Annotated in this window: 26 protein-coding genes; 25 read left to right on the top strand and 1 reads right to left on the bottom strand. The window is 52.4% G+C overall.

Going from position 1 to position 19,278, the window contains the following annotated elements; translation table 11 throughout:
* Window positions 1-150: 150 nt before the first annotated feature.
* The 4 genes from F7P81_RS10640 to F7P81_RS10655 all read left to right on the top strand — a co-directional run bounded on the left by F7P81_RS10640 (window position 151) and on the right by F7P81_RS10655 (window position 2,115).
* A complete protein-coding gene (locus F7P81_RS10640) occupies window positions 151-537 on the top strand; it encodes a hypothetical protein (protein ID WP_151159485.1) in 387 nt (128 codons plus the stop codon).
* Window positions 534-1,064 carry a hypothetical protein gene (locus tag F7P81_RS10645; RefSeq protein WP_151159486.1) on the top strand — a complete coding sequence of 177 codons (531 nt, stop codon included), beginning with the start codon at window positions 534-536 and terminating at the stop codon, window positions 1,062-1,064. The genes F7P81_RS10640 and F7P81_RS10645 overlap by 4 nt, the downstream gene beginning before the upstream one ends.
* 107 nt (window positions 1,065-1,171) lie before the next feature.
* Window positions 1,172-1,450 (top strand): hypothetical protein, encoded by a 279-nt coding sequence (locus F7P81_RS10650; RefSeq protein ID WP_022711607.1) that lies wholly within the window; start codon window positions 1,172-1,174, stop codon window positions 1,448-1,450.
* Complete coding sequence (locus tag F7P81_RS10655) at window positions 1,450-2,115, top strand: hypothetical protein (RefSeq protein ID WP_151159487.1); 666 nt, start codon at window positions 1,450-1,452, stop codon at window positions 2,113-2,115. Before F7P81_RS10650 ends, F7P81_RS10655 begins: the two co-directional genes overlap by 1 nt.
* Before the next feature lie 5 nt (window positions 2,116-2,120).
* Here the strand turns inward: F7P81_RS10655 and F7P81_RS10660 are convergent, their stop codons facing one another.
* Window positions 2,121-2,807, bottom strand: coding sequence for a hypothetical protein (locus F7P81_RS10660; RefSeq protein ID WP_151159488.1), 687 nt, complete (start codon window positions 2,805-2,807; stop codon window positions 2,121-2,123).
* Window positions 2,808-2,875: 68 nt separating this feature from the next.
* On the opposite strand from F7P81_RS10660, the gene F7P81_RS10665 reads away from it, so the two are divergent.
* The 21 genes from F7P81_RS10665 to F7P81_RS10765 all read left to right on the top strand — a co-directional run bounded on the left by F7P81_RS10665 (window position 2,876) and on the right by F7P81_RS10765 (window position 19,275).
* Window positions 2,876-4,318 carry a DnaB-like helicase C-terminal domain-containing protein gene (locus F7P81_RS10665; RefSeq protein ID WP_151159489.1) on the top strand — a complete coding sequence of 481 codons (1,443 nt, stop codon included), beginning with the start codon at window positions 2,876-2,878 and terminating at the stop codon, window positions 4,316-4,318.
* Between the two features lie 9 nt (window positions 4,319-4,327).
* Window positions 4,328-4,744, top strand: a complete 417-nt coding sequence (locus F7P81_RS10670) for a hypothetical protein (protein ID WP_151159490.1) — start codon at window positions 4,328-4,330, stop codon at window positions 4,742-4,744.
* Window positions 4,716-5,336, top strand: coding sequence for a hypothetical protein (locus tag F7P81_RS10675; RefSeq protein ID WP_151159491.1), 621 nt, complete (start codon window positions 4,716-4,718; stop codon window positions 5,334-5,336). Before F7P81_RS10670 ends, F7P81_RS10675 begins: the two co-directional genes overlap by 29 nt.
* An 84-nt stretch (window positions 5,337-5,420) precedes the next feature.
* On the top strand, window positions 5,421-5,957 hold the full coding sequence (locus F7P81_RS10680) for a lipocalin family protein (RefSeq protein WP_151159492.1): 537 nt from the start codon (window positions 5,421-5,423) through the stop codon (window positions 5,955-5,957).
* Window positions 5,958-6,350: 393 nt separating this feature from the next.
* Window positions 6,351-6,887 carry a hypothetical protein gene (locus F7P81_RS10685; RefSeq protein ID WP_151159493.1) on the top strand — a complete coding sequence of 179 codons (537 nt, stop codon included), beginning with the start codon at window positions 6,351-6,353 and terminating at the stop codon, window positions 6,885-6,887.
* Between the two features lie 238 nt (window positions 6,888-7,125).
* Window positions 7,126-7,665 carry a terminase small subunit gene (locus F7P81_RS10690; protein WP_151159494.1) on the top strand — a complete coding sequence of 180 codons (540 nt, stop codon included), beginning with the start codon at window positions 7,126-7,128 and terminating at the stop codon, window positions 7,663-7,665.
* Window positions 7,565-9,586, top strand: a complete 2,022-nt coding sequence (locus F7P81_RS10695) for a terminase gpA endonuclease subunit (RefSeq protein ID WP_238481515.1) — start codon at window positions 7,565-7,567, stop codon at window positions 9,584-9,586. Before F7P81_RS10690 ends, F7P81_RS10695 begins: the two co-directional genes overlap by 101 nt.
* A 2-nt stretch (window positions 9,587-9,588) precedes the next feature.
* A complete protein-coding gene (locus F7P81_RS10700; RefSeq protein WP_151159495.1) occupies window positions 9,589-11,184 on the top strand; it encodes a phage portal protein in 1,596 nt (531 codons plus the stop codon).
* Window positions 11,181-11,477 (top strand): hypothetical protein, encoded by a 297-nt coding sequence (locus tag F7P81_RS10705; RefSeq protein ID WP_151159496.1) that lies wholly within the window; start codon window positions 11,181-11,183, stop codon window positions 11,475-11,477. Before F7P81_RS10700 ends, F7P81_RS10705 begins: the two co-directional genes overlap by 4 nt.
* 16 nt (window positions 11,478-11,493) lie before the next feature.
* On the top strand, window positions 11,494-12,720 hold the full coding sequence (locus F7P81_RS10710; RefSeq protein WP_170265249.1) for a S49 family peptidase: 1,227 nt from the start codon (window positions 11,494-11,496) through the stop codon (window positions 12,718-12,720).
* 67 nt (window positions 12,721-12,787) lie between these two features.
* Window positions 12,788-13,447 carry a head decoration protein gene (locus F7P81_RS10715; protein WP_151159498.1) on the top strand — a complete coding sequence of 220 codons (660 nt, stop codon included), beginning with the start codon at window positions 12,788-12,790 and terminating at the stop codon, window positions 13,445-13,447.
* A 45-nt stretch (window positions 13,448-13,492) separates the two neighbouring features.
* Window positions 13,493-14,512: a major capsid protein gene (locus tag F7P81_RS10720; protein WP_151159499.1), complete on the top strand. Its 1,020-nt coding sequence runs from the start codon at window positions 13,493-13,495 to the stop codon at window positions 14,510-14,512.
* 5 nt (window positions 14,513-14,517) lie between these two features.
* A complete protein-coding gene (locus tag F7P81_RS10725; RefSeq protein ID WP_151159500.1) occupies window positions 14,518-14,931 on the top strand; it encodes a hypothetical protein in 414 nt (137 codons plus the stop codon).
* A complete protein-coding gene (locus F7P81_RS10730; RefSeq protein WP_151159501.1) occupies window positions 14,928-15,734 on the top strand; it encodes a hypothetical protein in 807 nt (268 codons plus the stop codon). Before F7P81_RS10725 ends, F7P81_RS10730 begins: the two co-directional genes overlap by 4 nt.
* Complete coding sequence (locus F7P81_RS10735) at window positions 15,724-16,212, top strand: phage baseplate assembly protein V (RefSeq protein WP_151159502.1); 489 nt, start codon at window positions 15,724-15,726, stop codon at window positions 16,210-16,212. Before F7P81_RS10730 ends, F7P81_RS10735 begins: the two co-directional genes overlap by 11 nt.
* Before the next feature lie 3 nt (window positions 16,213-16,215).
* Window positions 16,216-16,479, top strand: a complete 264-nt coding sequence (locus F7P81_RS17270; protein ID WP_151159503.1) for a PAAR domain-containing protein — start codon at window positions 16,216-16,218, stop codon at window positions 16,477-16,479.
* 10 nt (window positions 16,480-16,489) lie between these two features.
* Complete coding sequence (locus F7P81_RS10745) at window positions 16,490-16,747, top strand: hypothetical protein (RefSeq protein ID WP_151159504.1); 258 nt, start codon at window positions 16,490-16,492, stop codon at window positions 16,745-16,747.
* Window positions 16,705-17,112 (top strand): GPW/gp25 family protein, encoded by a 408-nt coding sequence (locus F7P81_RS10750; RefSeq protein WP_151159505.1) that lies wholly within the window; start codon window positions 16,705-16,707, stop codon window positions 17,110-17,112. The genes F7P81_RS10745 and F7P81_RS10750 overlap by 43 nt, the downstream gene beginning before the upstream one ends.
* The gene (locus F7P81_RS10755; RefSeq protein WP_151159506.1) at window positions 17,109-17,954 is read left to right on the top strand and encodes a baseplate assembly protein; all 846 of its coding nucleotides are present in this window, start codon (window positions 17,109-17,111) and stop codon (window positions 17,952-17,954) included. The genes F7P81_RS10750 and F7P81_RS10755 overlap by 4 nt, the downstream gene beginning before the upstream one ends.
* Window positions 17,954-18,757, top strand: coding sequence for a phage tail protein (locus F7P81_RS10760; RefSeq protein WP_151159507.1), 804 nt, complete (start codon window positions 17,954-17,956; stop codon window positions 18,755-18,757). The genes F7P81_RS10755 and F7P81_RS10760 overlap by 1 nt, the downstream gene beginning before the upstream one ends.
* Entirely contained in the window at window positions 18,757-19,275 is a 519-nt protein-coding gene (locus tag F7P81_RS10765; protein WP_151159508.1) for a hypothetical protein, read from the top strand. Before F7P81_RS10760 ends, F7P81_RS10765 begins: the two co-directional genes overlap by 1 nt.
* Window positions 19,276-19,278: the final 3 nt, after the last annotated feature.

Consider the following 19,278-nt stretch of genomic DNA (forward strand, 5'->3'; position numbering starts at 1 on the left):
GCGTAGTGTCACCTGACAGCGGTAGTTCGAGTTGCACCGGCAACGTGTGAATCAATCGTTTTGACGGTGCTTTCATTTCATTCGGTTCCTTTCTGACACTTCCGGACAATCCGGTGTTTCCCGAGATCAACGTAGCAAGGGATTTCGAGCATGTGGTGCACAGAAAGTAAGCAGAAGGTGCATGAAGTTATGTGTAGCGCCGATTTAGCGAACCGGTACGTCCGGAAGATAGTTGCAAAAGAAACGAGAGGTTGGGGTGATCAAGAAAACGCTATGCGGCGCATTGGTAGCCGTTACGGGATTTCTTTCTGGTCGCTGAACAACATCCGAATAGGCAGAGCAAAGACGGTTGATGCCGGTCTCTTTGCTCGTATCAGGGCGGCGTATGTCGATGTTTGTGAAGAACAACTGAGACGGCTGCAGCATGAAATCGCAGTCGAGAAAGCGATTAATCCGCATGTTTCTCTGGAGGATATTGAGAGCGAGGCTGAGACTTTGGCTGCACTCTTTAAAGCAAAAAAGGACGCAAAAGCATGACATCAAAAACAGGACATAATTCCCAACTGACAGAGAATGAAGAAAAGGCAATATTCTTCAATCACATGCGTAAACGTATGGTTCACAATGCGAAACTGGCAGAAGTGAACAAGGCCAAAAAAGAAGATGGTAAAATTGCTCAGTCCGAAGGCGTTGTTCTTGGTGATCTAGACTTTGCAATCAAAGCACTGAATGCCGACGACAAAGCCACAGTGACGGATCGCTATCTCAATCAGGGCACTATCCTGACATGGCTTAATCTTGTTCCCGGCTTTCAGTCGGATTTGCTGCGTGACCGTGCACCAGCAATCGAACGGATAGAAGGTGAGGGCGAACTGGCTGGCCTTGCAGGCAAAGACCCGAAAAGCCCATACGATGCCGGTTCTGATGAAGATGCGGCATGGCTGCGTGGTTGGGACAAGGGGCAGAAATTTATGCGCGATAATCTCCAGTCTGCCATGGAAAAAATCAATTCGGAATCTGACGAAGATGCCGATCCGGACTTTCCGGATCAGGCGGCGGCGTGAAAGAGCAGCCTTCTGTTGCTGAGCTGATCATGTTGGCGGCGGCCTGTTATTTCGTGGCCGCTGCTCTGATCGTAGCTCCATTATATCTCTGGATAATTGGGTAAATCATGACAACCGCGCCAGCCTTACAGCAAGATAATGAGACTCGTGATTATCGCCTGCGCGTCTACATGCGCGCAAATTCAGGCAGTTGGATTGCCCGTGGCAACATCATGCATGCTTGCGGTTTTGATAATCCGAAATCACAGCCGGTCGGCGCTTATGTCCAGTTCCAAAATAGTCTGATCCGCGTGAACCAGCAGCTTAAAGCTGAGGGTTTGAAGATTACCCGATCTGAGGATGGCGCGGAAATCTATTCTCTTATTTCAATCGTGGAGGCTAAGTGATGGCGCTTATTCTTGGGCTTGATGTGGCAACGCAGACCGGATTTGCATGGTTAGACACGAACGCATCGCTATCCACTGTAAAGACTGGTGTTATAAAAGCGGAGGGTAAATCATCTGATGAAAAGGCCGCCTCTCTGGCAACGCAGTTGATTGCTGAGCTCCATGAATATGTTGATGAAGAGCGTGTTGATGAAGATGGCCGCAAATATTTTACGAAAGTCCGCCGTCGTAAGCCACTTGATTATGTAGCGATAGAGCGTCCGCTCCCAAACATCATGCAGTTTGAGAAATACAACAACGACCTTATCGATGGTGATGCTGCTACCTCTACAGTGAATTCCAACCAAATGTTGCTACCAACCTATACCGGAGCGGTTATCGCTATCGTGGCAGCGTATCGCATTCCTTTTGAGACGATTGCCCCGCAGACTTGGCATAAAGCTTATTACGGTAGCGGATTTAAGCCGCCTAAAAAGTTCATCAAAATAAAGCGCCACCCTCAAGGCGGAAAGTGGCAGAACGATTGGAAAACGCCAGCAATTGAGAGAGCGAGAGCGCTGCGCATTGATGTGAAGACTGCGGATGCTGCGGAAGCGGTGGGCATCGCCTTTGCAGCCTCAAATACGCAGACATTTAAGATGCTCAATATGAGGGCAGCGGCATGACAGGGCTACATGGAAGTTCCAGAACCTTTAATAACGAGACTATGTTTAGTTTGAGTGTTGTCTTGAACCTGAACTGTGATTTGACAAGCAAATTCGTTTCGAGCCTGTTTAATGTGAGCAACCTTAACCGGATCCATTCGGATATTAATGACTGGGATGGCTGCTCCATTTCCTTCATATCCTCCCATGATGATGGGGCTCATGATCCGTCGCACGTCAAGTTTTTCGTTAAGTCCAATGCTCTGCTTATACGGCCGAGCTTGAAAGGAGTCTTGTGGATCGCATACATGCAGCCAGAGGCCAATGACAAATGCGGATTTGTTCTCAATTTCGACAAGTTGAACGCGGTGGCGATTATAATTTTTAATCCTGATGGCGAAGTGGTCCTGATTTTGTGCCCACTCTATTATTGGCAAACTATCACCAATAATGAAGTCTGTTTGTCGCTTTTGATCAGCAATTTGTTCACGCAATTTTGCAATAGTCAGTCCGGCAGCGATAAGAGCACCTATTGCTGCCGCCCATCCGCTGAGAGCGCTTATCCAACCGCGGAGGCAAAGTCCGCGGCTTTCACTTTCTTCGCATGCATCGATACGTACGACAGCAAAATCGAGCAGCCAAAGGGCTACAAACATTCCCATGCCCGCGGCACAGATAATAGTTACAAAAATGCTTTCTTTGCCGCGAAACATTTCCACGTCCCCGCTAATGATACGGGATTGAGTAGCACAATCACAAATGGTTTGGCGAGGGCAGTGGCATGACCTATCACCAGTCAAACATTGAACCAAAGTTGCCGGATGCCATTGAGCATGAGCAGTATCTGCTGGGCAGTATTTTTTTGGATAATTCATCTTATTTTCGCGTTGGTGAGTTCCTGAAACCTCAGCATTTCTCTAATGAATACCATGCCGATGTTTACGCTAAAGCAGCAAAGATGATCAGCGAGGGGCGCACTGCTAATCCGGTGACGCTCAAGCCTTATATCAATGCCGAATTGAAAATCAGTGATGATCTGAACCTGTACCAGTACCTTGTGCGGCTTGCAGGTGAGGCCGTTGGCAATATGAGTGTCTATGACTGGGGGCGGGGCATTCTTGAAGTCTGGTCACGCCGCCAGATTTATATGCTGGCACAGTCATTGATTGATCAGACAGTATCTATGCCGATCGATACCAGCCCTGCAAAACTGATTGCAGGAGCGGCAGATCGCTTGACTGAAATCTCCCGTGAGGGCGATGAACGCGCCGGTTCCATGAAATACGGCGTGTTGCTCCCGAAAGCTATTGAACGGGTTGCAAAGGCCAGTCTTGAACAGAACACGCTGATACCGTGGTTCCTGCCTGAGATTACACAAGTGGCCGGTGAAATTCGCCGCGGCAACCTGATTGGCTTCATGTCTGATAGTGGTGGCGGCAAAACCAGCTTTAGCCTGCAACAGTGCCGGCATGCGGCAACAGCTGGCTTCAAGTCCGCCTTCTTCTCCATTGAAATTACGGATGAGGAGGCGGCATTGCAAGCCGCAGCACAGGCAAGTCGGATCAGTCTCGGCCGGTTGGATTCCTATTCTCTGAACACGAAAGAGCAGGGCAGCATTGAAGCTGAGCTTTTGAAGTCCATGAATCTGCCGTTTGATATCGTTGCGTTCTCAGACTGCACCCTGTCTGACATTCGTATCAAGATGGAAGCAATGAAGCGCTCTGCCGGTCTGGATCTTGTGATTATCGACCATGCCAAGATGATCAATCTTCCGGGCAAATCGAATGAATTGTTCGCTGAGCGTGTGAATGCTTTGTACCGTGGACTTAAAGCACTGGCAAAGTCGCTTGATGTGGCAATCGTTATCTTGATCCAGCGTAATGAAGAATGGAAAGGCCGGTGGAAAGCTAAGGGGAATATCCGCCCGATGATGGGTGATGCCTATGGCGGTGGCGGTGTGAAGCAAAACCTTGATGTGTGGTTTTCTCTTTACCGGCCAGAACCTCTCTACAAAGAGCTGATCCCGCAGGAGACGCATCAGGAACGCCGCGACGAGTTAGTCCGGAAATATGATGCCAGTCGTGGCAAAGCAGCTGTAATCAACCATAAGCGCCGCCGTGGTGAACCCAATCAGGATGCTCAAATTCTGTTCGATGCGGAATACACAGTGTTTCGCTCTCCGCATGAAGAAACCGCGCAAGCCTCTTTCGATGCAATGTTCTGATGGTGGTGTATGGCAAAAGGGAAACTTGATACACTTCTGGACGGTCTGGGTATTAAGCTGGTGCCGATCTACCGACGCCGAGCTGCAGCACAGAGCCACGCCAGAGGTACAATGCATGAAATCCGTAACAGCTATGGTGATGGTCACCTGATCTTTGTTTTGCGGTGTATCCGGCAGACCAACAATAACCGTGATGAACTATGGTCGGAAACCATCGGGGCAATCTCTGATGTGCTTATCCAGCGCCCAGATTGGGCGGAACGAGCCGGCGACGCGCTTGATGCCTTTGATCAGATTCCACTAGGTGTTTTGCGCGGTGAAGCTGTAGCGCGACGGCCTTGGCCAGTCCGGCCGACATTGAGAACTTTAATTTACAAGCAATTGGAGGTCATACTTGATGAGCCAGAAATCCGCCTTGACCTTTAATCAGCTGAATGAAAACGCTGCACTCATTATGGAGCTATCATTTGTGGTTCGTGCACGGATCATTGAAGCGGCAGACACGATGCTGCATTTGAATGTTGGTATGATCCGGCCATCTGCAGTTCGGACATTCTGGCCTACATATCAGGATGAAACTATCGGCGGGCATTCTTTGGGTTATGGAAACAACGGAAGCAATATAAGATATGTGCCATCCAGCAAGGCAATTAGCAGAGCTGAGGAAGTGTTATATTATTGGGTGCCGGAGTATGTGCACGATATCGAGCGCCGATTGATCCTTTCACAGTATGCCATGTGTATGGCGGCGCCGAAAAAGGTGGGGTCATTCCGGTCATTCTGCGAAAAAACGGGTCGTGTTCGTAGGACTGCAGAGCGACGCTTAGATGCTCAGATAATTGATTTAGCCGCGATCATTTGGAAAAAAACCCAATCCTTACAATGTCCTGACTGGTCAAGGGTGTCGCCAATGCTGCCAAAATCAGGTATAGATTTAGGTAAGATGGCAACAGTCATGCATTGGATGAGTGAAGGGGCAAAACCAAGCCATAATCCGGAAATGCAAGAGGCAGCTTAAAGGCTGCCTTTTTGTTTTTCGTTTGCAGCTAAAGGAACTACACCCAGTTAGATGCGTTCATTTTATAACTGACAGGAGTTTGTTATGAGCGCAAAAAAGCTATTATTGGCCGCAGTGGGTTTGTTCGCAGGATACAAGCTGTTTAAAGCTACTCACCCTGAAATTCCCGAAAATGTATCCCCGGTTACTGGTTTCGAGCTTGATCGATATCTAGGTAAGTGGTTTGAAGTCGCGCGCGTTGATAACAGATTTGAAAAAGGTCTGATTAAAACAACCGCTGAATACACGCTTAATGGTGATGGCACAGTGAATGTGCTTAACAGCGGTTTTGATGAAAATTCTGGTAGATATAAGCATGCATCGGGAACGGCTGAATTCGTGCGCGATAAATATGAAGGCGCTCTTAAAGTCTCGTTCTTTGGCCCATTTTATGGTGGCTATAACATTGTGGCGCTTGATGAAGATTATCGTTGGGCAATTATTGTTGGTTCAAGTCCAAAATATTTTTGGGTTCTATCACGCACAGCAGAGGTTCCTAAGGAGTTGAAGGAGCGAGCAATTAAGGTTGCATCAGAGGTAGGAGTTACCCCTGACAAACTTAACTGGGTACAGCAGAATTAAAAAAATCGTTTGTATCCTTGTTTAGAACACAATCGCTATCTATGTAGGTTTCATAGACGTTGCTATGCAGCGCGTTTCTCACAGCGCTCACAAACGTCTTCATCAATTTAAACCTTTGACCACGGATGTACTGGCACTGGTAATTAAATGGTGAGTAGGAAGGTCGGTGCAGAGTTGCCCCGGCCTTTTTTATTGCCTTAATTTATACTAATAAATTTAAATATAATTGAGTAAAATCATAAGTTTAACTGGTTATATTGACGGCATCGAAATGAATGATAATGATTATCATGCTCGGTTTTTATGAGCTATGACAGCATTAAACGAACCCTGACAGTTTACCCCCCCTGTCGGGGGTTTTTTATTGTCCAAAGATGAGAGGCGTGAATAACTATGTCCGGTGATATCGTCATCACAAAGGACGACATTTATGAAAAGTTTGGCAAAGCCCTGAACGTCGCAGGTGAGGGAAAAACTAGACGTATATTTGCAAATGCTCTTAACCGAGGCGGCGACATGGCGCGGACACAGGTCAAGCGTTCCCTCGTCAGCCAGACAGGAATTAAATACGGCTTAATTAATAAGGCCGTTGAAACAAAACGGGCTAACCCGAATAAACTTTCTTACTCCCTTGAAGCGACTGGTAATGAGATGAACCTCAACCTCTTTGCAGCAAAGCAAGGTAAGAAAGGCGTAAGCGCTGCGCCTTGGAAACAGCGCCGAGTTTTCAAATCCACATTCATCGTGCCTGCTTATGATGGCAAGGTTTATAAACGTACCAGTCCAGAACGCGGGCCAGTCGAACCGCTGTTCGGTCCCAACATTGCGAGAGAGATCACCAAAGATCCAACCGTAGCTAAGTGGAAGCAAGTCGACGGGTTTACCATGAAGCGCGTCGAGCACGAGCTCATACGCCTGTTCAAGTGGTAGGCGATGCGCCAGTGGGAAAGTCACATAGAGGGCCGCAGACGAGCAAGGTGTAACGAGCTTCATCAAAGTCATTAGTTTGCTTCCGCCGCTCTGTGCGCCTCTGCATTGCAACGTCAAGGGGCAAAGAAAAGGTACCTTACCCCATAGGCAAGCTGTGCGGTCACGCTGCACCCCTGAATATGAGCGTTTTCCAAATTTGGAAAATCGGAGTTTGCTTTGCATTTTGAGGAAAATCGAAATGGCAAAAAAGGCCACAACAACTTCGACCTCGTCCGCAATCATCGACCTTACGGGTGAAGAAATGCTATCAACGAGTGGGGCATCTTCACTGTTGGGTATTACATCTCAATGGCTTCGTCAGCTATCGGCGAATGGTTATATCCCCGAGGCAATAAAGGGAAAGTACCCACTGGTTGCTGTAGTTCAAGGTTATGTCCGCTCCCTTAAAGACGAGGAACGGAGGTCGTCTAAAGTAGCGGCCGACAGCGGCCTTAAGGCCGCACGGCAAAGAGAGGTCGAACTCCGGATCGGGAAAGAGGAAGGTCGTCTCGTCGATATGGAAGACGTTGAAGCCATCGTCTCAAATGTTTTTGCAACACTACGCGCAGAACTTACCGGCATCCCCGCAGCGGTAACGCGCGATGTGAAATTGCGCGCGGAGATTGAGAAGGGATTAAATGGGGCGTTTGCTCGATCACAAGGCAAGTTCAGAGAAGCGGGTGAGGCTTTACGATCTGGCAGCGATCCTTTGGGAGCCGACGGAGAAAACGACTCCTGACAAATGGGGGGCGGATAACCGAGTTTACCCACCGACCTCCGGAAAGCCGGGTCAACGTGACCCTTTACTTACACCTTACATTGTCCCTTATGCGCGGGGGTTTGATGATAACCGTTATACCCGGAACGTCCTTGTCACCGGTGCGCAGAGCGGCAAGACCGAGACGATCCTTGACGTAATCGGTTACCGCTGTGATACGCGGCCAGTTCCTATTCTTTACGTGGGTCCGTCGCGTGAATTCCTCACTGACCAGTTTGAGCCGCGCCTGATGGGGCTTTTTGACGAGGCTCCGAAACTCAAGCGCAAGCTGGCGCGCGGTAAGCGTATGAAAAAGACCTTGAAGCGTGTCGCGGGTGTTACCGTTCGCCTGGCTCATGCCGGTTCTTCAACGGCTCTTAAATCCGACCCTGCCGGTTTGGCACTGGTCGATGAATACGACGAAATGCTCTCGAACATTAAAGGACAAGGCGACCCACTCGGTCTTGTCGAAGCTCGCGGTATTACATATGCGGACTTCATGACTGGCATAACTTCAACGCCGTCGCAGGGGATGGTCGAAACTGAGATGGATCACGAAAGCGGCCTTGAATTTTGGGGGGTTGTTGCCCCTGAGGATGTAACCTCGCCGATCTGGCGACTTTGGCAGGAGGGCACGCGGCATCATTGGACATGGCGCTGCCCGCATTGTCGCGAATGGTTTGTTCCTCGGTTCAAGTGCTTATCATGGCCGAAAACCGCGACGCCCGCACAGGCGCGTCGCGAAGCCTTTATCGAATGTCCTCGTAACGGGTGCGTTATCGAGGAAGTCCACAAAGAGGCCATGAACGCCGAGGGCATTTATGTTGCGCCGGGGCAAACAGTTAATGTGGACGGGAGCGTACTCGGCGATCCTCCCGATACGACGACGCTATCGTTCTGGGTATCCGGCCTCGCTTCACCTTTCGTTTCTTTCGGAGAGAGGGCGGAAACGTATCTAAAAGCACTCGCATCGGGTGAAACCGACAAGGTTCAGACTGCTGTCAACGCCGGTTTCGGTGAGGTTTATACGCCGGGCGGTGGTGATGTTCCAGAGTGGCAGGAAGTTGCAAAGCTTAAAGCACCGTACCTTCCCCGAACCCTTCCGGATCAAGCCCTGTTCTTAACGGCTGGTATTGATGTTCAGAAAAACCGCCTCCCGTTCGTTATCCGAGCGTGGGGCGCGCGTGCCACCTCTTGGCTGATCGATAGCGGTGACCTGTGGGGAGATACCTCTCAACAAGAAGTATGGGATGATCTGGCCGATCTCATTACGCAGCCGATTGATGGTCTGCAGATCCGTCTTGTGTTCGTGGATAGTGGTTTCCGCCCGGGCAAGAAATTTGCCGTGCCTGAACATCGTGTTTACTCGTTCGCACGGCGTTTCCCTCGGTTCGTATTCCCGACGAAAGGGCGGAGGACACAAACACGTCCGATTATTCAGTCAAAGATCGAAGTAAAGGCCGACGGTAAGACCTCTAAATACGGTCTTACCCTGCACTTGCTCGATACTGATCACTGGAAAAGTTGGGTTCATGAGCGCCTGCGGTACCCGCATATCAGGGAAGACGGCGAGGCCTCTCTCGGAGCTTGGTATCTTCATGGGGAAACGGCGGATGATTACTGCCAACAGATCGTAAGTGAAGCTCGAACAACCTCGCCGACTGGTGCTCCGGTCTGGGTTCAGCGTTCCCGCGAGAACCATTATCTTGACTGCGAGGCATTGGCGGCGGCGGCTGGCTACCAACTAAACGCGCATCGGATTAGTCCCGGTTCGCGTCGAAAGGACGACGACAAAACTGAGCCAAAAATCTCAGTTCCTGATGCAAACGGCGCGCCAAAAGCGGAGGCAGAGTCGAAATTCGACCGTATTGCCCGGCTTGCTGCTGGATTTAATGGGTTGTGACAATGGGTTTACTCTCTCGCGCTTCTGATATCTTACGAAATGCCGTTGGAGGCGCGGGGCATAACCTTCCGGCGTCTTCCCCGCAGCACTCCGCGCAGTATTTCCGGTCGCCTGGCAGCGGCGGGGCTGCTGCGCTCTTCGCGTGGCGTCCTGCTCTTCGAGATACCCGCGAAGATGTGCTTTCTGCCTATATCGAAGCTGCCGCCCGCGCGATCGACGCACTGCAAAATTCCGGCTGGATTGCCGGAGCGGTTAATCAGGCTGTTGCGAGTACCATCGGCACCGGCCTGCGCCTCAACCCGACACCGGATCATACTGTCCTCGGATGGGATGAAAAACAAACAGAGGAATGGATTAGTAAAGTCGAACGCCGCTGGATACTCTGGTCTGAAAATCCGGTTGAGTGCGACGCAGCCGGAAAGCACTCGATGGGGCAGCTCACAGGGATGGTTCTCAAAACCGCTTTCGCCTATGGCGAGGCTGTTAGTCTCCTCCCGTCGATCCGACGCGACGTTTCGACAACGCGAACAAAGGTTCAACTCGTTTTGCCGCACCGTCTTGTTCAAGATACGGACGCCATGACCCGAATGTATCAGGGTATTCGGACAGACGATTTCGGGTTCCCGCTTTCGTATCGCTTTACAAGAGACAGTGTTTTTCGTGAGCAGATCGATATTGCAGCACGCGACGGCGCAGGGCGGCCGCAGGTTGTGCATGTCTTCGAAGGCTCGCCGGGACAGGTTCGGGGTATTACGCCGCTTGCTCCTGTTCTGCGCGTTCTTCGCCAGTATGATCAACTTGCCGACGCGACGCTGACGGCCGCGCTTATTCAGGCTGTCTTTGCCGCGACAATCGAAAGCGAGGCACCGACCGAAGCTCTCTTGAACGCTTTGCAAGATCAAAACGAACAGGACGCGAGTGCAGGCTCACAGGCCGAGACGCTGTTCGGCTTTAAACAAGCTTGGTATCAGCAGACTAAAATTGACCTCGGATCAGGCGGGCGCATTGCTCACTTGTTCCCCGGCGAGAAGCTGACGATGAACCGGTCGGAGCATCCGAACGATACCTATGAGGCTTTCAGCAAGTTCCTCCTCCGTGAGATTGCGACCTGCCTCGGCATGACGGTCGAAACGCTGACCGGTGATTACACCGGTGCGACTTACTCGTCCGTGCGCATGGCGACTGCCGAGAAATGGCCTCTTGTTCTCGCGCGCCGTAAAAATATCTGCGGCCGCTTTCTTCAACACGTTTACGAGGCATGGCTTGAGGAGGAGATAGAGGCGGGGAATATCCCGTTCCCTAACGGTTTGATGGGGTTCATTGCGAACCGCTCCGCAGCCTGTTCGGCTGACTGGCGCGGGCCTGCCCGACCGCAGGCCGATGACCTCAAAGCCGCAAAGGCTCACGAGGTTTACAAACGTATGGGCGTCATGTCCGACGAAATGATTTGCAACGATCTCGGCGTCGATTGGGAGGATGTTTATGAACAGCGCTCCCGTGAAGCCAAGAAACGTGCCACTCTCTACCTACCGGAGGGCGATACAATGACGCCTGACCCTGTAGGCGACAAACTGATTACGGAGGACGAAACGAAATGACGGACGACGTAATCGGTCACCCTGACGAGGTTGCGGTTAATTGGGATAACCCATGTGAACGCGCGAGAGCGTTGAAAGACGCTTACTATGACCGGCTTGCGGGCGGCTCTGCGCAGCGCGTCCGCTTCCGGCATGGCGATAACGAGCAGGAGGTACAAACGTCCATCCTGCAAGGAAACCTTTTGATCCTCCGTCGAGAGTTTCAGGACGCCGAGGATGAGTGCCGCAAACTGCAAGGATTGCCGCCCGTTAATCGGCGCTTTGCGATCCGAGGCGGCTCGCGCCGGTACTAACCTAAAGGAAGATTCTATGCCTGAAACGCGTGCCTTACAGGCGGCGCTTGCGGAGCCGTGGGCGATCACAGCCGAAGGGCTGGAACTCGTTCTCTCCGTCGCTGCCCGGGAACACAATGTCTCAATCGAAGCACTTGAGGCGTATCGGTCGAAGCACGTACCGACGGCCGAGCGCCTGCAGGAGCGGGGCACGGTCGCAATCATCGAAGCGCGCGGCCCTCTTTTCCGCCGCGCGAATATCTTCACGTCGATTTCGGGTGCGACCTCTTACGACATTATGGCGCGTGATCTGCAAGCCGCCCTCGATAACCCGTCGTACCGGTCGATTGTTCTCAATTTCGATACGCCGGGCGGTGAAGTGACCGGCGTTGATGAACTGGCGAAGGCAATCCGCGCAGGCAAAGCAATCAAGCCGATTGTCGCTTATGTCGGCGGGTCTGCGGCTTCGGCCGGCTACTGGCTTGCATCACAGGCAACGGAGATCGTGATCGCCGACACAGCGATCCTTGGCTCTATCGGCGTCCGTGCTGCCTTTCAGGACACGAGTAAGAAAGATGCGGAAGCGGGTCGGCGCGAATTTATCTCCTCGCAATCGCCCAGCAAGAGGACAGACCTTTCGAGTGACGAGGGCAGAGCTCGTATTCAAAACACGATTGATGCACTCGCAGACGTATTTATCGCGACGGTCGCTCAAGGCCGTCGCGTGAAGCCCGACGACGTGATCGCCAAGTTTGGCGGCGGCGACGTGCTTATCGGATCGGCCGCCGTCGCGGCTGGGATGGCAGATCGCATCGGCACATTCGAGGCGGTTGTCGCACAACTGGCAGGGCGCGGCCCAACGCCACCAAACAGCAAGAGGATTGCAAAAATGAATAATGAAGAGATTGATGCCGCGCGCAAGGAAGGCGAGAAGATCGGTGCAACGGCGGAACGTACCCGTATTCAGGCGATTTTGAATTTGCCGGAAGCAAAAGGGCGCGAAGCTTCGGCAATGCACCTCGCATTTACGACCGACTTGTCGGCTGATGTTGTGAAAGGCGCTCTCGCTGGCCTGTCTGCCTCGACAACCGAGCAGGCACCGGAAAGCGAACAGAAGCAGCCGCAGCCGACAGGTCAGCGCTCAAGCGAAGCTCCGAGCGGTCTTGTCACGTTCGACCCGAAGACCGACCAGCCTCAGCCCCCTGTCGAAAAGACAAAAGCGTCGTGGGGCAAAGTCACAGACAAACTTAACGCAAGCATGTGATCGCCAGAGCGCCTTCGGGCGCACGCGATCCGCAGCGATTGAACCCTCTCATTGGAGAATTTGAACAATGTCTAAAGTGTTCAACGAACCGCGCCACGCGGGAGAATTTATTTTGAGCGAGGCTAACAGCCAGCGCTCCCGTGAAGGCGTAACCATCGGCGCAAGCCAGAATATCGAAGCCGGTACGGTCTTGGCTCTGCTCGCGCAGGCCGGCGGCGTAACGACCTCCGTTGTTGCCGCTTCCGGCAATACAGGCGACGGTACCCTTGCTATGGCCTCTCCTGCGGTATCTTCGAAAGCGAAGAACGGCACCTATACGGCGACCGCTACCTCCGCGACTGTTTTCGCGATTGAAAGCCCGTCAGGCGCAAGCCTCGGCAACGCCACGGTCGGTGCAGCGTTCAACAAAGAAATCAAGTTCACGATCACTGCGGGGACAGCGGCGTTTGTGGCCGGTGACAGCTTTAAAATCGCGGTCGGTGTTGAAACCCCCGGCGATTACCACGCGGTCGCGTATGATCCTGACGGTCAGGACGGCAGCGAAAAGGCGGCTGCTATCGCGATTTATCCGGCCGTTACCGGTGCGAGTGAAACCGTTAAGATCGCTGCAATCTTCCGTGACGCCGAAGTTAACGGCCAGTGCATCGCATGGCCTGAAGACGTAACCGCCGAGCAGAAGGCAGCGGCAACTGCCGATCTCGCCTCCGTTGGCATTCTCGTTCGCTGACGCCCAACGTCTCGACATAACTTAATAATTTTGGAGATTTCGCAGATGTTGGACATTTTCAATAACGATGCGTTTTCGGTTACCAATCTGACCGACGCAATCAACGAACTGAAATACAAGCCAGGTCGCATTGGCGAAATGGGTCTTTTCACCGCCAGCGGCGTCGATACGACGACAATCGCCATTGAAAAGAAGGGCGATATTCTGACCATCGTACCGCCGACACCGCGCGGTGCGCCGGGTACGACAATCGGCAAAGAGAAGCGCGATATGCGCTCCCTGATTATCCCGCATTTCGAAATCAACGATGCGGTTTATGCGGAAGAAGTTCAGGGCGTTCGCGCCTTTGGAACCGAGCGCCAGCTTGAAACCGTCATGATGAAAGTCGGCCAGCGCCAGCAGACCCACGTCATCAACTTCGCTGTGACCGAAGAACATGCCCGCCTCGGCGCGGTAAAGGGTATCGTCACCTATGCCGACGGTTCAACGCTCAACCTCTTTACCGAGTTCGGCGTTACGCAGGGAAACGAGATCGATTTCGCTCTCGGTGCCTCAAATCCTGTTGACGGTGAACTCCGCAAGAAATGCGCGGCAGTCGTCCGCAAAATGTCCGACATTCTGGGCGGCGTTCCGTTTAACGGTATTCATGCCTTTGTCGGTGACAATTTCTTTGATGCTCTGCTCTCGCATCCGGAGGTCCGCGAAACTTTCAAAGGCTGGTCGGAAGCTCAAATTCTGCGCGAGGGCTATATCGGCCCGAACCGCTCAAGCTATGGTATCTTTGAATTTGGCGGCATTGTCTGGGAAAACTATCGCGGCGGCGTAATCGATGGGAAAACCTTCATCGAAAGCGACAAAGCGAATTTCTTCCCGACCGGTGTTCCGGGGCTGTTCAAAACCGCGTTCGCACCTGCCGATTACATTGACACTGTGAACACAATCGGTCAGCGCCTTTATACCAAGCAGTATAAAATGCCGAACGATAAGGGTATTCATCTCGATACCCAGATGAACGCCCTGCAATACTGCACACGTCCTAAGGTTCTTATGCTTGGCAAGAAGTAAGTGCCATGCGGTTGAACAGTCTCGCAGTACGCACCGCCTTCAAGGCGGTGCAACGCGAGTTTGGTGAGGTCGTACAGATAGAGCCGCTTAAACAGGGCGACTTTTCCGACGAGCTTTCCGACCCGTCCCGCATAATCGTTAGAGTTTACGCTGTCGTCGCGCTCACGCCGAAGACGGACATTCTCGACGGATCCCGGCAAGGATCGAAGATCAACACGACCGCACGCTTTTCGCAGAGGGATGCGGCCATATGGCTGTGCCCCGAAGTGTTCGCAGCGATCCCGTATGAGCTTCGGGAGGGTGATCGCGTTCGAATGATACAGCGGCCGAATGAGCCGCCTTACAAGTTATCCCGCGCGCCGGAAAGCTCCGACCGTGGCGATATCGTCATCTCTCTTGTTCTGGATGGTAACCGATGAGCCTCACAGCCCTCGCCGTTCGCTTCGCTACAATCCGCGCCCTTCAAGGCCGGACGTTCGCCGAGGATCGTGTTTTCGACAGCAAGATTAATCCGGTCAACCTCGTTGCAAGCAAAGAGAGCAAACCGGTGATTATCGTCACCACTGACGACGACAATATCGACATAACGGGAAAGGGCTTGCGCGCGGGCAATCATAAGCTTGAGCTTGTGATCGAAATTGCCGTCACGCAAAAGGTAACGGTCGAAGTTGAGAACGGCGACACAACGGAAGTTATAACTATCCCGTCAAGCGACGCAGGGCTTGAGGCGACGGTCGGCCTGATCGGCTGGCAGATTGCGAAAGCCCTTTCCGCAGACGGCGGGTATTGGGGTGACATTTGGCGCACACTGGTTACGAACGTTCACTCGATTTCAAGCCGCCGCGGAGCGGACGATGAAAACGGCGTTCGGTACGCCGCGCGGCAGTATATTTATTCACTTGACCACGTTGAAGAACCGACGCCGGGTGAATCCCCTTGTGTAGGCAGCGCGTGGGATAAGGTCTTAATTGCTATGAAGGCCGACGCCGATTATGCGGGCGTCGCAAAGCTGATCGAAGCCGAGATAACGGGCGGCGATTATTTGCCGTGGCAAATCGCTCGCGGTCACCTCGGAGTTGCCGACGACGTTGCCGTTATCATGGGAACCAAGCCGGTGAAGATTGACGAAATTGTCCAGCTCGCTGCCGTTGACCTTACCGATGGCTTTACGATTGCCGAGCAACGGGCAGGTGAACTTGAGGTGCCGGAGAATGAGGCTTGACCAATTCCTCGCCGACCTTCTCCGGCGAACGTCTGAGATCGAGCGTCGTTTCGACGGGATGGTTTCGCAGGGCACTGTTCACGAGGTTGACCCGCAAGGCGGAACCGTCCGTCTCCGCATTGGGGGGACGGACGACGAGCCGTTTCTCTCTCCTCCGATCCCGTATGCTCAAGTAGCAGGCGCTTTGAAGGTTCACGCTCCCCCATCAAGGGGGCAGCAAATGACGGTGCTGAACGGATCGGGCGATTTCCGCCAAGGTCTGGCGCTGCCTATGACGTGGAGCGACGCGAACAAATCTCCGAGTGATAAGGGCGACGAAAATGTCATGACCTTCGGCTCTGCGACCGTTGCGGTGCGCGGTGACGAAATTGTCGTCAAAGTTCCGCGCCTCCTGATCGAGTGTGACGGAACGACTTTTGAACTATCGGGCAACGGCCTTCGCGCCGTTGCATCTGACTTTGATTTTTCACTGGGGTAAATCATGCCGGGAATTGCGCTCGTCGGTGTCGATGCTGCCGGAGGGACGCAACTCGGCTTGCAAGTGCCGTGGTTTCGCGTGAACGGCCAGCCGGTCGCGGTCAAAGGCGACAGTGTTGCGGGGCACGGCTTCCCGCCGCACGACAGCCCTATCATGGCAGAGGGAACGCCCTCGTTCCGCGTCGGCGGCATCCCCGTTTGTCGGGAAGGCCACCTTGCAACGTGCGGGCACGTAACGACAGGGCGATCATTCTTTCGCATCCCATAGAGAGGCAGCTATGAAAAAGACCTATCTCATTACCGAACGCGCCGGTCGCTATGTGGCAGGCCAGCGCAAGCCGGACAGCGGCAGGATTGAGCTATCGGACAATCAGGCGGCTTACGAATTGGCGCTCGGAACTCTCGTTCTCGCGCCAGATGATACTGCTGTCGGTGCGGGTCAAGAGGAAAAGATCAAGCGGCGTAAAGCGGGAGAAACCTCGGAGAAACCGGCATGGAACAAAATGCAGCCCTCGGCGTCGACCTTAACCGAGTAACTGGAGAGCTGATCTTCGGCTGGGAACACGTTGAACAATGTATAGGTGACTTTCTTACCACCTTCTTTGGAGAACGTATCATGCGTGAATGGTATGGCTCTGTAGTACCGAAGCTCATGGGTGAAAATCTTACAACGGATACAATCGTTACTTTTTTTGCTGCGGTCACTTCTGCAATTGAACAATGGGAACCACGTTACAAGGTTACCAAAATCACGCCAATTTCTGTAAGCCGAAGCGGTGAATTCCACGTTCGTATTGAAGGCGATTACCGCCCCTTGGCGTTGATCGGTAACTTCACTTCCGGCAGTCCAAAACATTTAACAATAAGCGGCGCCGCTGGCCGAGGGTTGGTATTGATATGACCATCAATCTTGATAGCTATTCATCGCCAGATGTAATTGAAACAATCTCATTCGAGCAAAGTCTTGCTGAAATGCAAGAGGAACTAATTCGTTTATTCCCAACTATTGAGCCGACACTCGTTCTGGAAAGCTCACTTGCTAACAAGTTACTTCAAGTTGGCAGTTACAGGGAAATACTCCTAAGAGCGCGGATCAATGATGCGGCTAAGGCCAATCTGCTGGCGTTTGCTACAGGGTCAGACCTTGAGCACCTTGCAGCATTTTACGATGTTGTCCGATTGGGGGGTGAGGGTGATGAAGCGTTGCGAAGCCGCACCGTTCTCAATATTCAGGCGCGATCACCAGCAGGCGGAGCTAATTGGTATAAGGCTGCAGCTCGTCGGGCAGACGTGCGCATCCGTGATGTTGCTGTTTTCCGTGAAGAATTTTGGCCGATCATTCATGTTGCAATTCTCTCGCACGAAAACGACGGCATTCCGGATGCTGCAATGCTCGACGCTGTGCGGGACATTGTCATGAGTGATGATGTACGCCCACTCAACGATACAGTAATTGTTGAGGCAGCGGTTACAAGTACGACGGAAATTGAAGCCAATGTTTGGTTACTCCCGTCGGCTCCGTTAACTGATCTAGCCCCGCTTGAAACTGCTTTGCGTAAGGCTTGGAGTATTGAGACTGCAATTGGTTTTGATCTAACCCCGTCTTGGATCGAGGCACGCCTTCATCTGTCCGGCGTACAGCGTATAGAAATGGTTTCCCCGACAGTCCCGCTTGTTGCTGCTGCCGGTACCGCGATTGCAATTGGTAGTATCAAACTCAATTACATGGGGCGCGATTACTGATGAAAGAGCGATTCGCATTGTTACCGAGCAATATGACTTTCTTAGAGAAGTCATTTTCGGATGCACTTGATCGTTCTCCGGAAATTTCTCCCGGCATTGTGGAGTTGCGCGGGTTGAAGTTTCACCCGATTGATAGGGTGATACCTTATCTTGTCGCTGAATACGGCCTCTCAGAAATTGCCGAATATCTTCCTGACCTGCGTACTGTGATTAGTGACGGGATCAAATGGCAGCGATTAATCGGTACACCTGCTGCAATTCACAAGGCGCTGGGCTGGATCAATCATGACGGGGATATTGAAGAGTTCCCCGCCAAAGCAAGCAAATGGTGGTGGTTTCAGATTCACTTACCATTTGAGGTGCGTAATACCGATTTTGTTACGCCAATCACGCATCTTGTCAAAGCATCGAAACCGCTTCGATCAGAATTTGCGCGTCTTACTGCCGGTTATGATGTTCGGGCATTTCGTCTCAATAAGCACCGACTGAATGGCGATGCAGGCTTGAACAATTGGTCCGGTATCAAGCGTTCGAATGCTGAGCCTGTGCTGTCACTCCGAGTAAACAGGCGTCAGCCTGTATTTGCTCTGCTTGACGGCGGCGTAGTTAAACGCACTCAGCATATCAGCATGATCCGTCCGGTAGTTCTCGGAATGCCGATGAGACAGCAAGGGGCAATACTGCTCAGCGGATCAGCGCGCCATATTGATCTAAACAATCAGGCGACCACTCCATTCCGCAATGCGCCGTTCAATAATCAGCCATTCGGCAAACCATCACTTATAGTTCAAAGAGGCCAATAATGCCTGTATTTACGCAAAACGGACGTGTGTTTCTCGCACGCGCTTTGTACGACAGTGTCATGTTTCTGGCCGTTGGTCAGGGTGATGCGGCATGGGATAACCTGCCTCCTCCGGCAAATGCCGAAGAACAAATGCAGTTAGATGCCGAGATGTCTGCGCAAACCGGTTTGGTTGCTCAGGTGGGCGTAACCCGACTGCGTGAGAAATATTATGTCAAGCCTGATCCGGCCGGTACCATTATTATGGCGGACGGTGCTGCTTACAGCAAAAGCGTTGACCCCACAGCGCATGTATTCGTGCGTTTCCAGTTGGATTTATCCGATGCTGTAGGAACAACGCTTCGCGAAGCAGGCATCATGATAGGCACCGCTTTCGCTGCCGGTGTGCCAGAGGGGCAAATGTTTATGCCTAACACCGAGATCACCAATATTGGCACAATGATTCAGGTCGACCGTTTTCAGCCTATTGTGCGTGACGGGTCTATCAGCCAATCCCTGACATTCGTCATAACCGTCTGAGAG

This window comes from Pseudochrobactrum saccharolyticum (assembly GCF_008801715.1).
GTDB classification, from domain to species: domain Bacteria; phylum Pseudomonadota; class Alphaproteobacteria; order Rhizobiales; family Rhizobiaceae; genus Pseudochrobactrum; species Pseudochrobactrum saccharolyticum.